Raw genomic sequence first — 13,244 nt, 5'->3', positions numbered from 1 at the left:
AGGATTCGAACCTCCGGCCTCTACGTCCCGAACGTAGCGCTCTACCAGGCTAAGCTACACCCCGTGTGGATCAGCGGATCCTTTGGCTGATGACGGTGCCAGAACCGTGAACTTCAGGAGCGACGCTCCAGCAGTGCAGCCGCCAATTGTAGCAAAGCCTCTTGGTGCGGATTCGACGGCAGCGTGGCCGCGGCGTCGAGCGCGCGCTGCGCCTCGGCGTGCGCCGCCGCCCGTGCGGTGTCCAGGGCGCCGGTGCCCAGGATGATGCGCTGGATGTCCGGCAGGTTCTCGATGCGGCCGTGTTCGATCGCGTCGCGGATCAGCGCCCGCTGGGCGTCATTCCCCGCTCGCAAGGCGCAGATGATGGGCAGCGTGACCTTGCCCTCGCGCAGGTCGTCGCCCAGGTTCTTGCCGAGTTCGTCGGCGCTGCCCTCGTAGTCGAGCACGTCGTCGATGACCTGGAAGGCCGTGCCCAGGGCCTGGCCATAGGTGGCGCAGGCGTGTTCGACGGCCGGGTCCGCCTGCGCCAGGATGGGGGCGAGCCGCGCGCTGGCCTCGAACAGCTTGGCCGTCTTGGAGCGGATCACGCGCAGGTAGGACGCCTCGTCGATCGAGGCGTCGCGCATGTTCATGAGCTGCAGCACCTCACCCTCGGCGATCACGTTGGTGGCGTCCGACAGGACCTCCATCACGCGCATCTGATTCACGTCGACCATCATCTGGAAGGCGCGCGAGTAGAGGAAATCGCCCACCAGCACGCTGGCGGCGTTGCCGAAGGTCTGGTTGGCCGTGGCACGGCCCCGGCGCAGCGTCGATTCGTCGACCACGTCGTCGTGCAGCAGGGTGGCGGTGTGGATGAACTCCACCACGGCCGCCAGCGTGTGCCGGTGCGGGTGCTCGCAGGCCAGGGCGCCGCTGACCAGCAGCAGCAGGGCCGGGCGCAGACGCTTGCCGCCGGCCGAGATGATGTACTGGGCCACCTCCCGCACAAGGGGTACGTCGGTGGTCAGGCGTTCGTGGATCACCCGGTCAACCGCGGCCATGTCGGCGCGGATCAGTTCGAGCGGGTTGTTCGTCGACAAGGCAAGGGACAAGTGAGGGGCCCGTGATTGGGTGGCGTTGGGCGGCGCTGGATTATAGGAAGCCCGTCCGACGGCCCTCGGGCTCTGGGCCTGCCCTGGCGGCACGGACCGACTGGTTTGCCTGGTGGTTTGCCGACGGCTATAATTCGCAGTTCGGCGGAAATCCGTCTGCCGATGCCTTCGTGGTCAGCCGGCTGTCTTGGCCGGGCTCTGCAGGAAGGCCAACTTCAAGAGGTTCCTATGTACGCGGTCATAAAAACCGGTGGCAAGCAGTATCGCGTGGCTGCCGGCGAAAAAATTAAAGTAGAACAGATTGCTGCGGACGTGGGCCAAGAGATTGTGTTCGATGAGGTTCTGGCGGTCGGCAACGGCACCGAGCTGAAAGTGGGCACTCCCTTGGTCTCCGGCGCATCGGTCACGGTCAAGGTGGTGGCGCACGGTCGTCACGACAAAGTGCGCATCTTCAAGCTGCGCCGTCGCAAGCACTACCAGAAGCGCCAGGGTCACCGGCAGAATTTCACCGAGATCGAAATCGCCTCGATTTCGGCCTAAGGAGCAGGCAAGATGGCACAGAAAAAAGGCGGCGGCTCTACACGCAACGGGCGCGATTCCAAGCCCAAGATGCTGGGCGTCAAGGCGTTCGGCGGCGAGCTGATCACGGCTGGCTCGATCATCGTGCGCCAGCGCGGCACCAAATTCCACCCCGGCACCAATGTCGGCGTCGGCAAGGACCACACCCTGTTCGCCACCGTGGACGGCCATGTGCAGTTTGCGGTCAAGGGTGCGCTGGGTCGTCACGTGGTCAGCGTCACCCCGGCCTGATCCTGCACGATCCTCGCGCAAGGGGCCCGCGCTTGCGGGCCTTTTTGTTGTCTTCGAGCTAGCATTCGCATCCAACTCCCATGAAGTTCGTTGATGAAGCCACCATCGACGTCGCCGCTGGCGATGGGGGGAATGGGTGCGCGTCGTTCAGGCACGAAAAGTACAAGGAGTTCGGCGGCCCCGATGGCGGGGACGGCGGGCGAGGTGGCCACGTATTCATGCTGGCTGATCCGAGCCTGAATACCTTGGTCGATTTCCGCTACACCCGCCGCTTCGAGGCACAGCGTGGTGAACACGGTAAGGGCTCCGACATGTTCGGCGTCAAGGGCGACGACGTGGTGCTCAAGGTGCCGGTCGGCACCATCGTGTCCGACGCCGAGTCGGGCCAGGTGCTGTGCGAACTGCTGCAAGCCGGTGAGCAGGTGATGATTGCCAAGGGCGGCGATGGCGGCTTTGGCAACATGCACTACAAGAGTTCCACCAACCGCGCGCCGCGGCAGAAGACGCCCGGCTGGCCCGGCGAACGCAAGGCGCTCAAGCTGGAGCTCAAAGTATTGGCCGACGTGGGCCTGCTGGGCATGCCCAACGCGGGCAAATCCACCCTGATCGCGGCCATCTCCAACGCCCGACCGAAGATCGCCGACTACCCCTTCACCACCCTGCACCCCAACCTGGGCGTGGTGCGGGTGGGGCCCGAAAGGAGCTTCGTGGTGGCCGACGTGCCCGGCCTGATCGAGGGCGCGTCCGAGGGCGCGGGGCTGGGCCACCAGTTCCTGCGCCACCTGCAGCGCACGCGGCTGCTGCTGCACCTGGTGGACGCGGCGCCGTTCGACGAGGCCGTCGACCCGGTGGCGCAGGCCAAGGCGATCGTGGCCGAACTCAAAAAATTCGACCCCGAGCTGCACGCCAAGCCCCGCTGGCTGGTGCTCAACAAGGTGGACATGCTGCCGCCCGAAGAGCGCGGGGCCCGCGTCAAGGACATCGTCAAACGCCTGCGCTACAAGGGCCCGGTGTTCGAGATCTCGGCGCTGACGCGCGAGGGCTGCGAGCGGCTGGTGCAGAAGGCCTACGAACACATCGAGGCGCAGCGGCAGCAGGCCATCGGGCCCGTCGAGATCGACCCCCGTTTCGCGCCGGGCGGCGGCGACGACGGATCCGGATCCATCACACCATGAGCCAGGTCATCGACAGCACGGCCAGCGAAGCGGCCGACCTCGTGCGCCACGCGCGGCGCATCGTCGTCAAGGTGGGCTCCAGCCTGGTCACCAACGAAGGCCGAGGCCTGGACGAAGGGGCCATCGGCCACTGGAGCCAGCAGCTCGCGGCCCTGGTCCAGCAGGGGCGCGAGCTCATCATGGTGAGCAGCGGTGCCATCGCCGAGGGCATGAAGCGCCTGGGCTGGAGCAAACGGCCGCACGAGATCAACGAGCTGCAGGCCGCCGCCGCCGTGGGCCAGATGGGCCTGGTGCAGATGTATGAGACGCAGCTGCGCGCCTGCGGCGTCGGCAGTGCGCAGGTGCTGCTGACCCACGCCGACCTGGCCGACCGCGAACGCTACCTCAACGCCCGCTCGACCCTGCTGACGCTGCTGCAGCTCGGCGTCGTGCCCGTGATCAACGAGAACGACACGGTGGTCAACGACGAGATCAAGTTCGGCGACAACGACACGCTGGGCGCGCTCGTGGCCAATCTGGTCGAGGCCGACGTGCTGGTCATCCTCACCGACCAGAAGGGCCTCTACACCGCCGACCCGCGGCGCGACCCCGAGGCGCGCTTCGTGCACGTGGCGCGCGCGGGCGATCCGGCGCTGGAGGCCATGGCCGGTGGCGCGGGCAGCGGCATCGGCAAGGGCGGCATGATCACCAAGATCCTGGCCGCCAAGCGCGCGGCGGCGTCGGGCGCTTCCACGGTCATCGCCTGGGGGCGTGAGCCCGACGTGCTGCTGCGCCTGTGCGCCGGCGAGGCCATCGGCACGGCCCTGGTCGCGCAGACGGCCAAGCACCAGGCGCGCAAGCGCTGGATCTCGGACCACCTGCAGCTGCGCGGCGCGGTGGTGGTGGACGACGGCGCGGCGGCCAAGATCGCGGGCGAGGGCAAGAGCCTGTTGCCGATCGGCATGACCGCCGTGGAAGGCGACTTCTCGCGCGGCGACGTGATCGCGGTGCGCGACGCTCGCGGCCAGGAAGTGGCGCGCGGGCTGGCGAACTACGCCAGCTCGGAAGCGCGCCTGCTGTGCCGCAAGTCCTCGGCCGATTTCGAGCGCCTGCTGGGCTACGCCGCCGAGCCCGAGATGATCCACCGCGACAACCTGGTGCTCAGCCGCGCCTGAGCCGGCTCAGCGCAAACGGTAGGGGTGCTCGCCCCGCAGCGTCTGGAGGATCTGGCGCGGCGACCCGTTCGGGGCTTTCCCGTCGCACAGGCCGGACTGCGCGAGCTTCAGCGCGCGCCGGGTGCTGCCCCGCGTGTCCATTGGCTGCCAGTCGTCCGAGGCGCTGGTGCGCCAGCTCGCGCTGTCCGGGTCCCAACGGCCGTAGACCTTGACCTCGGCCGCGTTGCACCGCACCCCCTCGTAGAGCGCATTGAGGGCCCCGCTGCGGCTGCGCGCCACGAAGACGTAGCGCACCACGCCATCGGCGCCGACGCTCAGCGTGTCCGGGTCGATGCCGTATTCGAAGGACGAGCGGTCTTCGATCTCGACAGTGACGAGCCGGTCGGTGCTGAAGCGCGCCGGCAGCGCCACCTCGCCCTCCTTCCAGGTCTCGGGTTCGCGGTACGGGTACTGCGCCCAGAGCGGGCCGCCCATGGAGGCCAGCGCGACGGCACAGACCGCCGCGCGGAAGAACCGGTTGTTCATTTGGAGACGGCGCCCTCGGGGCGAATGCTGGGTTGGGGCCCGGGGTCGAAGCTGGCGCCGGGGGGCAGTTCCAGGCCGGGCGGCGCCTCGGCGGCGGGAAAGCCATCGACCGGGCGATAGCCGCGCCCCGGATGGTGGCGCGGGTAGCGGCCGCGGCCGCCGTCCTGGCGCGGGACGTAACGCGCCAGCTCGGTCAAGGCCATCTCGTAGACGCCGCGCTTGAATTCGACGACCACGTCCAGCGGCACCCAGTAGTCGTTCCAGCGCCAGGCGTCGAACTCGGGGTGGCTGGTGGCGCGCAGGTTCAGGTGCCAGTCCTGCGCGACGAGGCGCAGCAGGTACCAGATCTGCTTCTGCCCCTTGTAGTGGCCGCGGGCATCCCGCCGGATGAAGCGGTCAGGCACTTCGTAGCGCAACCAGTCCTTCGTGCGGGCCACGATGGCCACGTGCTCGGGGCGCAGTCCGACTTCCTCGTGCAGTTCGCGGAACATCGCCTGTTCGGGCGTTTCACCGCGGTCGATGCCCCCTTGCGGGAACTGCCAGGAATGGGAGCGGATGCGCTTGCCCCAGAACACCTGGTTTTTCTGGTTGAGCAGAATGATGCCGACATTGGGCCTGAAGCCCTCTCTGTCAAGCATAATCAACCTCGATTTTTGAACTGCGACCATTATGCATCGCACCCCGCGCCCAGCGAAGTGATCGCACACCGCACGGCCCCGCGTCCCGCCTAGGGATATACCCGCAAGCGGTGCCGGCGCCACCCCTCCTGAACCCCCTTTCGCGCACCTCCCGGTGCAGGCCCCTTCATGAAAGCCAGCCAGTTCCTGATCACGACGCTCAAGGAAGCGCCTGCCGACGCCGAGGTGGTGAGCCACCGCCTCATGACCCGCGCCGGCATGATTCGCAAGTTGGGGGCGGGCATCTACAACTACATGCCCATGGGGCTGCGCGTGATCCGCAAGGTCGAGCGGATCGTGCGCGAGGAGATGAACCGCGCCGGTGCCGTGGAGCTCACCATGCCCGTGGTGCAGCCGGCCGAGTTCTGGCAGGAAAGTGGCCGTTTCGAGAAGATGGGCCCCGAGCTGATGCGCGTGAAGGACCGCCACGACCGCGACTTCGTGGTGCAGCCCACGAGCGAGGAGGTGGTGACCGACATCGCGCGCCAGGAGCTGCGCAGTTACAAGCAGCTGCCCAAGAACCTGTACCAGATCCAGACCAAGTTCCGCGACGAACGCCGGCCGCGCTTCGGACTCATGCGCGGGCGCGAGTTCATCATGAAGGACGCCTACAGCTTCGACCGCGACGAAGCCAGCGCCAAGCGCAGCTACGAGGTGATGGCCCAGGCCTACCGGCGCATCTTCGACCGCTTCGGCCTGAAGTACCGCGCGGTCGCGGCCGACAGCGGCGCCATCGGCGGTGACCTGAGCGAGGAGTTCCAGGTGATCGCCGCCACGGGCGAGGACGCCATCGTCTATTGCCCTGGCAGCGATTACGCCGCCAACTTGGAAAAGGCCGAGGCGCTGGCGCCCCAGGGGCCGCGTCCCGCGCCGGTCAACCCCCTGGCGCGCACGCCCACCCCCGGCAAGAGCACCTGCGCCGACGTGGCGCAGTTCCTGGGCGTTCCGCTGGCCACCACGGTCAAGTCCATCGTGCTGGCCACCGACACGCTCGACGACGCCGGGGCGGTGAAGGCCTCCAAGGTGTGGCTGCTGCTGCTGCGCGGTGACCACGACATGAACGAAGTCAAGGTGGGCAAGGTGCCCGGCCTCGATCAGGGCTGGCGCTTTGCCACCCCGCCCGAGATCGAGTCGCACTTCGGCTGCCGGCCGGGCTACCTGGGCCCCATCGGGCTCAAGCAGCCGGTGGAACTGGTGGTGGACCGGGAGGTCGCCGTCATGGCCGACTGGGTCTGTGGCGGCAATGAGGCCGACGTGCACCTCACTGGCGTGAACTGGGGCCGCGACCTGCCCGAACCCACGCGCGTGGCCGACATCCGCAACATCGTCGAGGGCGACGCCTCGCCCGACGGCAAGGGCGTGCTGGCGATCGAGCGCGGCATCGAGATCGGCCACGTGTTCTACCTGGGCACCAAGTACAGCCGCTCGATGGCCGCCACCTTCCTCGACGAGGACGGCAAGCCCAAGCATTTCGAGATGGGTTGCTACGGCATTGGCATTACGCGCCTGCCGGCGGCGGCGATTGAACAGAACCACGACGAGCGCGGAATCATCTGGCCGGACGCGATCGCGCCGTTCACCGTGGTGGTGTGCCCGATCGGCATGGACCGCAGCCCGGAAGTCAAGGCGGCGGCGGACAATCTCTACTCCCAGCTGCTGGAGCAAGGCGTGGATGTGATCCTGGACGACCGTGGAGAACGACCCGGGGCGATGTTCGCCGACTGGGAGCTCATCGGCGTGCCCCACCGCATCACCCTGGGCGACCGGGGCGTGAAGGCCGGTCAGGCCGAATACCAGCACCGGCGGGACAGTGCGGCCACGGCCGTGCCGCTGGCGGAAGTGGCGGCCCACGTAAAGGCCCGCCTCACGGCATGAACGCAGGCGGCTGGACCCGGCGCGACGGGCTGGCCGCCATGGCCGCTCTGGTGGGCGGGGCTTGGCTGCCGCGGGCGGCGCGGGCTGGCCAGCTGGAGGAGCCCCTGGCCGATTCCGTGCGCACGGCGCTGAGCGCGGCCATCGCCAACGACACGCCCCCGGTACCCGAGTTCTTCGACACCGAGCGCCGGCTGGCCTATCTGCGCTGGCTGGGCGCCAACAGCGAGCGCCTGCGCCGGCGCAAGCCCGACTTCCAGACCCGCATCGAATTCCTGCAGACCGTGTGGTACGAGACCCGCCGCGCGGGGCTGGACACCACGATGGTGCTGGGCCTGATCCAGGTGGAGAGCGGTTTCCGCAAGTTCGCCATCTCCAGCGTGGGCGCGCGCGGCTACATGCAGATCATGCCGTTCTGGGCGCGCCTCATCGGCGACGGCGACGTGGGCGGCCTGTTCCACATGCAGACCAACCTGCGCTTCGGCTGCGTGATCCTGCGGCACTACCTGGACCGCGAGCGCGGCAACGCCTTCATGGCCCTGGGCCGCTACAACGGCAGCCGCGGTCGCAGCGAGTACCCGAACGCCGTGCAGGCGGCGGCGCGCCAGTGGGCGCATCCCGACGCCTGAAACCCCTTACTGTAGGAAGCCGAGGCGGCCCTTGGCCGGCCCGCCGCGTGGCAGGTCCTCGGGTTCGAGGCGGTAGCGCTGGTCCAGGCGTGCGTTGCCGAAGGCGGTGACGAGGGCGCGGCGCATCTCGCGCGGTGGCAGGCCGCCGAGCACGTCCAGCACGTCGGCGGGCACATCGGGGTCGAACCGCTGGCCCCAGTCGTGTTCGCCGCGGATGCCTCGGTACAGGTTGGCCGCGATCTTGCGCGCCGCTTCGGGTGAGGGCGGCTGGATCTCGAACACGTTCATGCGGTTGAGGATGGGCTCGGGGATGGCGCGCTCGTCGTTCGCCGTGGTGACCCAGATCACCTGGCTGGCGTCGATCGCCACCTCGGCGAACTCGTCGACGAAGTGCTGCGCGGTGTCGTGTTCGAGCAGGCTGTAGAGCGCGCCCAGCGGGTCGTACTGGGCGTCGGCGCTGGCCTTGTCGATCTCGTCCACCACGATCACGGGGTTGGCGTACTGGCCGTCCACCAGCGACTCGAACACCTTGCCGGGGCGTGCGCCCTTCCATTGGGACGAGGACCCGGACAGCAGCCAGCCGGCGGTCATGCTGCTCATGGGCACCAGGTTCATGCTGGTGCCCAGCAGGTCGGCGAGCTGGCGCGCGAAGTGCGTCTTGCCCACGCCGGGCGGGCCCAGCAGCAGCATCGGCGTCACCTCCAGGCTGTCGCGGCTGTCCTGGCTCAGGGCCACGTGGCGTTTGACGTCGTCCAGGGCCTCGCCGAAGTTGGGCATGAGTTCATAGAGCGGCGCCATGTCGGGCAGGCCGGAGGGCTTGACGGCGAAGCGCTGCGAGCCGCGCTCGAGCATGCGCTGCCAGGTGTTGCGCAGGCCTTCGTGCTCGCGTTCGTTGCCGCTGGCCTGAAGCTTGGCCAGCTTGCGCTCGACTTCGTCCGTGTTGAACACGCTGCGCATCTGGGCGATGGGCAGGCCCAGGGGGGATGGCGCGACCAGGCTGCGTGAGCTGCTCATGGAACTCTCCTTCGAACGCGGCAGTGAGCACATTCAAGCACGGTGCGTGCCATTCCGGCTCCCTGATAAGGACCGGAAAAGGCCCGCTGGCGTTCACTTTCGTGCAGAGCGTGCCAAAAGCACGAAGCCGCCCGGTGGGCGGCTTCGGTGGAGATACGGATGGGGGTTCAGTTCTGCGCGCTGAGTACCTGCTGCAGCTCACCCGACTGGTACATCTCCATCATGATGTCCGAGCCGCCGATGAACTCACCCTTGACGTAGAGCTGCGGGATGGTGGGCCAGTTGCTGTAGTCCTTGATGCCCTGGCGGATGGCGTCGTCCTCGAGCACGTTCACCGTGAACAGGCTGCGCGGGTCGACCCCGCTGGCCTTGAGGATCTGGATCGCGCGGCCCGAGAAACCGCACATGGGAAAGCTCGCGCTCCCCTTCATGAAGAGCACGATGTCGTGGGATTTGACCAGTTGGTCGATGCGGGTCTGGGTGTCGCTCATGTCGTGGTCCTGCTGGCGGGGCGCGCCCCGAAAGAACGGGAATTATCGCGCCGCCGGCCAGCGCCCGCCGCTGCAGCGCACGATGCCCGCCAGGTCGGTGCGGCCACCCACGGCCTCGAAGCCGGCGGCGCGCAGCAGGGCCTGCACCGCCTCGGCCTGGTCGTGGCCGTGTTCGAGCAGCAGCCAGCCGCCCGGCGCCAGGGCGCCGGGGGCCTGGGCCACGATGGTGCGGATGTCGTCCAGCCCGTCGGCGCCCGAGACCAGGGCCGACAGCGGCTCGTGGCGCAGGGCCGCCAGGTGCGGGTCGCCAGCGGCGATGTAGGGCGGGTTGCTGACGATGAGCTCGAAACGCTCGCCAGGCACGGCGGCCAGCCAGGCGCCGGCCGCGAAGCGCGGGCTCAGGCCCAGGCGCTGGGCGTTGTCGCGCGCCAGGGACAGGGCGGCCTCGCTGGCGTCGGTGGCGGTCAGGCGCAGGTCCGGCGCGGCGTGCAGCAGCGCCAGAGCGATGGCGCCGCTGCCGGTGCCCAGGTCGATGGCGCGCGCATCGGGTGGCAGGTCGGCCAGTACCTCCAGGGCCCAGTCGACCAGGGTTTCCGTGTCGGGCCGCGGCGCCAGCGCGCGCGCATCCGTGCGCAGCACCAGCCCATGAAAGCCTTGCTCGCCACGCAGATAGGCCATGGGCTCGCCTTCGCGGTGGCGCTGCGCCAGGGCGGTCAGGCGGATGCCGGCCGCGTCGTCCAGGGCCAGATCGTCGTGCGCCGTGAGCCAGGCGCGCGCCTGGGGGTCGCGGCCCAGGGCCAGCAGCAGCAGTTGCTGCGCCTCCAGCCGCGGCACGCCATCGGCCAGGAGGGCGCGCAGGGTCTCGGCGAGCGTCATGCCGCCGCCTGTTCCAGTTCGGCCAGCAGCTCGGCGCCGCGCGCCACCTGCAGGGCGTGCACCACCTCGTCGAGTTCGCCTTCCAGCACGCTGGCGAGCTGGTAGAGCGTGAGGTTGATGCGGTGGTCGGTGAGCCGTCCCTGCGGGAAGTTGTAGGTGCGGATGCGGTCGCTGCGGTCACCGCTGCCGATGAGGCCCTTGCGCGTGGCGGCCTCCTTGGCGGCGCGTTCGGCGCGGTCCTTCTCGCGCAGGCGGGCGGCCAGCACCTGCAGGGCCTTGGCCTTGTTGCTGTGCTGGCTGCGGCCATCCTGGCATTCGGCCGTGATGCCCGTGGGCAGGTGCGTCACGCGCACGGCCGAGTCGGTTTTGTTGATGTGCTGGCCGCCCGCGCCGCTGGCGCGGAAGGTGTCGATGCGCAGCTCGGCCGGGTTGAGCTCGATGGTCGCGGCTTCGTCGGGTTCGGGCATGACGGCCACGGTGGCGGCGCTGGTGTGGATGCGGCCCTGGCTTTCGGTGGCGGGCACGCGCTGCACGCGGTGGCCGCCCGATTCGAAGCGCAGCCGGCCGTAGGCGCCGTCGCCGTCGATGCGCAGCACCACCTCCTTGTAGCCGCCCAGTTCGCTGGGCGATTCGCTCATGAGCTCGACGCGCCAGCCCTGGCGCTCGGCGTAGCGGCTGTACATGCGGGCCAGGTCGCCGGCGAACAGGGCCGATTCGTCGCCGCCAGCGCCGGCCCGGATCTCCAGGAAGGCCGGCCGGGCGTCGTCGGGGTCGCGCGGCAGCAGCAGGGTCTGCAACTGCCCGTCCAGCGCCGCCAGGTCGGCGGCGCAGGCGGCGATCTCCTCTTGCGCCATGGCGGCCATCTCGGGGTCGCGCAGCAGGTCGCGCGCGGCCTGCTCGTCGGCTTCGCGGGCCAGGAAGCGGTCGAACACGGCCACCACCTCGCTGGCCTCGGCGTGCTCCCGGCTCAGGGAACGAAAGCGCGCGATGTCCTCCACCACGTCGGGCGCCGAGAGCAGGGCGTCGAGTTCGTGGAGGCGGGCGCGCTGTTTCAGCAGGGCGTGGCGGACGAAGGGTTTCATGGGCGGTGCCTGGCCGAGGCGCCCGTGGCTGGACGCGCCACGGCCACCGCGCGCCGCGCGGGCTAGGAGCGGGGGTCTTGCGGGGGCCGGCCGTCGCGCAGGAACAGGCGCGAGACGGTTTCGGCCGTGGCCGCGCGCGCGGCGGCGTCGCCGCTGTGCAGCTCGGCCAGGGTGCCGTGCAGCATCTTCTGGGTGAGGCCCTTGGAGAGCGCTTCCAGCACGGCCTCCACGGGCTCGCCGCGCGCCAGCAGGCGCTTGGCGCGGCCGAGTTCGTGGGCGCGCCAGGCGTCGGCCTGGGCGTTGATCTGCTGGATCAGCGGCACCACGCCGTTGGCGGGGTCGCGCCGCTCCATCCAGTGCATGAAGCTCAGCACGCCGGCGTCGATGATGGCCTCGGCCTGCGCCACGGCGGCCAGGCGGTTGTCCTTGCCGGTCTGCACCACGGTGGCGAGGTCGTCCACGGTGTAGAGGTAAACGTCGTCCAGCGCCTTCACCTCGGCCTCGATGTCGCGCGGCACAGCCAGGTCGACCATGAACATGGGGCGGTGCTTGCGCTTCTTGAGCGCGCGCTCCACCGCGCCCAGGCCGATCAGCGGCAGGGTGCTGGCGGTGCAGCTCACCACCACGTCGAATTGGTGCAGTTGCTCGGGCAGGTCGGCCAGGCGCATCACCTGGGCGCCGAAGCGCTGGGCCAGCTTCTCGCCGCGCTCCATGCTGCGGTTGGCGATGGCCATGGCCTTGGGCGTCTTGGCCGCGAAGTGCGTGGCGGCGAGCTCGATCATCTCGCCCGCGCCGACGAACAGCACGCGCACCTCGCGCAGGTCCTCGAACAGCTGCGAGGCCAGTCGCACGGCGGCGGCCGTCATGCTGATGGAGTGGGCGCCGATTTCGGTGGAGCTGCGCACCTGCTTGGCCACTGCGAAGGAGCGCTGGAACAGCTGGTGCAGGGTGGTGCCCAGGGCGCCGGCCTCGTCAGCGGCGCGGACCGCGTCTTTCATCTGGCCCAGGATCTGGGCCTCGCCCAGCACCATGCTGTCCAGGCCGCTGGCGACGCGAAAGGCATGGCGCGCGGCCTGGTCGTCGCGCAGCACGTAGGCGTGGTCGCGCAGCACCTGAGGGCTGACGCCGCCGGCGCCGGCCAGCCAGTCCAGCGTGGGGTCCAGCACCGCCGGGTCGCCCGCGCCGTAGAGCTCGGTGCGGTTGCAGGTGGACAGCAGGGTGGCCTCGGGCTGGCGCGGCAGGGCGCTGCGCAGGGTGTGCAGGGTGGGCTGGATCTGGTCGAGCGCGAACGCAAAACGGCCCCGCAGGTCGAGCGGGGCCGTCTGGTGGTTGATGCCGAGCGTCCAGACAGACATAACCCAGATTATAAAATTTGCCGCTTATGGACGGCCTTGATCCTTCTCAATGACCGCGGTATTGCTCCTTGAGCATGTGCTGGCCTTCATCGCGCCTGCCGTGGGCGTGGCTCTGGTGCTCGCCTTGGGCCTGCGCTTGCGCCGGGCGGGGCGCTTCGGGCGCGGCACCCAGTTGGCCGTCCTGGTCACCGGTGGGGTGCTGGTGCTGCTGGCCGGGCTGATCGCCTTCGGCCGCGACGGCCGGGTGGCGACCTACGCGGCCCTGGTGCTGGTGCAGGGCAGCTTGGCCTGGTGGCTGCGGGGCCGTTAAGCGCTCAGCCGGCGGGGGAAAACAGGTCCACCCGGTCCGTGATGATCCCGTCCAGCCCCAGGTCGATCAGCCGCTGCGCGGCCCATTCGTCGTTCACCGTGTAGGCCAGGGCGCGCCAGCCCTGGTCGCGCGCGAGGTCCACCAGGGCCCGGTCCCACAGGGCGTGGTTGCACACCAGGG

The 13,244-nt window shown here is 69.4% G+C and carries 16 protein-coding genes; 7 read left to right on the top strand and 9 right to left on the bottom strand.

The genetic code is table 11. The features are described 5' to 3' along the window. Positions 1–113 precede the first annotated feature (113 nt). Entirely contained in the window at positions 114–1,043 is a 930-nt protein-coding gene (locus BGO22_RS10490; protein WP_083293165.1) for a polyprenyl synthetase family protein, read from the bottom strand. 279 nt (positions 1,044–1,322) lie between these two features. Here BGO22_RS10490 and rplU point away from each other — a divergent pair, with 279 nt between their 5' ends. The 4 genes from rplU to proB all read left to right on the top strand — a co-directional run bounded on the left by rplU (position 1,323) and on the right by proB (position 4,233). Beyond that, on the top strand, positions 1,323–1,634 hold the full coding sequence (gene rplU / locus BGO22_RS10485; protein ID WP_070399112.1) for a 50S ribosomal protein L21: 312 nt from the start codon (positions 1,323–1,325) through the stop codon (positions 1,632–1,634). Between the two features lie 12 nt (positions 1,635–1,646). Then, a complete protein-coding gene (gene rpmA, locus BGO22_RS10480; protein ID WP_070399111.1) occupies positions 1,647–1,904 on the top strand; it encodes a 50S ribosomal protein L27 in 258 nt (85 codons plus the stop codon). An 80-nt stretch (positions 1,905–1,984) separates the two neighbouring features. Continuing rightward, entirely contained in the window at positions 1,985–3,079 is a 1,095-nt protein-coding gene (gene cgtA / locus BGO22_RS10475) for an Obg family GTPase CgtA (protein WP_070399110.1), read from the top strand. Further along, a complete protein-coding gene (proB, locus tag BGO22_RS10470; protein WP_070399109.1) occupies positions 3,076–4,233 on the top strand; it encodes a glutamate 5-kinase in 1,158 nt (385 codons plus the stop codon). The genes cgtA and proB overlap by 4 nt, the downstream gene beginning before the upstream one ends. Positions 4,234–4,239: 6 nt before the next feature. Here the strand turns inward: proB and BGO22_RS10465 are convergent, their stop codons facing one another. Then, positions 4,240–4,758 (bottom strand): CNP1-like family protein, encoded by a 519-nt coding sequence (locus BGO22_RS10465; protein ID WP_070399108.1) that lies wholly within the window; start codon positions 4,756–4,758, stop codon positions 4,240–4,242. Further along, on the bottom strand, positions 4,755–5,396 hold the full coding sequence (locus BGO22_RS10460; protein ID WP_070399107.1) for an RNA pyrophosphohydrolase: 642 nt from the start codon (positions 5,394–5,396) through the stop codon (positions 4,755–4,757). The genes BGO22_RS10465 and BGO22_RS10460 overlap by 4 nt, the downstream gene beginning before the upstream one ends. Before the next feature lie 168 nt (positions 5,397–5,564). Between BGO22_RS10460 and BGO22_RS10455 the strand changes: the two genes are divergently transcribed. Continuing rightward, a complete protein-coding gene (locus BGO22_RS10455) occupies positions 5,565–7,310 on the top strand; it encodes a proline--tRNA ligase (RefSeq protein ID WP_286850739.1) in 1,746 nt (581 codons plus the stop codon). Further along, a complete protein-coding gene (locus BGO22_RS10450) occupies positions 7,307–7,936 on the top strand; it encodes a lytic transglycosylase domain-containing protein (protein ID WP_070399105.1) in 630 nt (209 codons plus the stop codon). Before BGO22_RS10455 ends, BGO22_RS10450 begins: the two co-directional genes overlap by 4 nt. Before the next feature lie 6 nt (positions 7,937–7,942). Here BGO22_RS10450 and BGO22_RS10445 read toward each other — a convergent pair whose 3' ends face one another. The 5 genes from BGO22_RS10445 to hemA all read right to left on the bottom strand — a co-directional run bounded on the left by BGO22_RS10445 (position 7,943) and on the right by hemA (position 12,754). Continuing rightward, on the bottom strand, positions 7,943–8,950 hold the full coding sequence (locus BGO22_RS10445; protein ID WP_286850735.1) for an AAA family ATPase: 1,008 nt from the start codon (positions 8,948–8,950) through the stop codon (positions 7,943–7,945). A 167-nt stretch (positions 8,951–9,117) separates the two neighbouring features. Next, positions 9,118–9,441 (bottom strand): Grx4 family monothiol glutaredoxin, encoded by a 324-nt coding sequence (grxD, locus tag BGO22_RS10440; protein WP_070399103.1) that lies wholly within the window; start codon positions 9,439–9,441, stop codon positions 9,118–9,120. A gap of 42 nt (positions 9,442–9,483) precedes the next feature. Then, positions 9,484–10,317, bottom strand: a complete 834-nt coding sequence (gene prmC, locus BGO22_RS10435; RefSeq protein WP_070399102.1) for a peptide chain release factor N(5)-glutamine methyltransferase — start codon at positions 10,315–10,317, stop codon at positions 9,484–9,486. Continuing rightward, positions 10,314–11,399: a peptide chain release factor 1 gene (gene prfA / locus BGO22_RS10430; RefSeq protein ID WP_070399101.1), complete on the bottom strand. Its 1,086-nt coding sequence runs from the start codon at positions 11,397–11,399 to the stop codon at positions 10,314–10,316. Before prfA ends, prmC begins: the two co-directional genes overlap by 4 nt. A 62-nt stretch (positions 11,400–11,461) precedes the next feature. Continuing rightward, on the bottom strand, positions 11,462–12,754 hold the full coding sequence (hemA, locus tag BGO22_RS10425) for a glutamyl-tRNA reductase (RefSeq protein ID WP_070399100.1): 1,293 nt from the start codon (positions 12,752–12,754) through the stop codon (positions 11,462–11,464). A 61-nt stretch (positions 12,755–12,815) separates the two neighbouring features. On the opposite strand from hemA, the gene BGO22_RS10420 reads away from it, so the two are divergent. Further along, the gene (locus tag BGO22_RS10420; RefSeq protein ID WP_139147043.1) at positions 12,816–13,064 is read left to right on the top strand and encodes a hypothetical protein; all 249 of its coding nucleotides are present in this window, start codon (positions 12,816–12,818) and stop codon (positions 13,062–13,064) included. A gap of 4 nt (positions 13,065–13,068) precedes the next feature. Here the strand turns inward: BGO22_RS10420 and BGO22_RS10415 are convergent. Beyond that, a partial coding sequence (locus BGO22_RS10415; protein WP_286850746.1) for a glycerophosphodiester phosphodiesterase occupies positions 13,069–13,244 on the bottom strand: 176 nt, incomplete at its 5' end.

The organism is Hydrogenophaga sp. 70-12 (assembly GCF_001897365.1).
GTDB lineage: Bacteria > Pseudomonadota > Gammaproteobacteria > Burkholderiales > Burkholderiaceae_C > Hydrogenophaga > Hydrogenophaga borbori.
The sequence above is the reverse complement of the archived record's forward strand: the minus strand, read 5'-3'. Positions and strand labels throughout refer to the sequence as shown.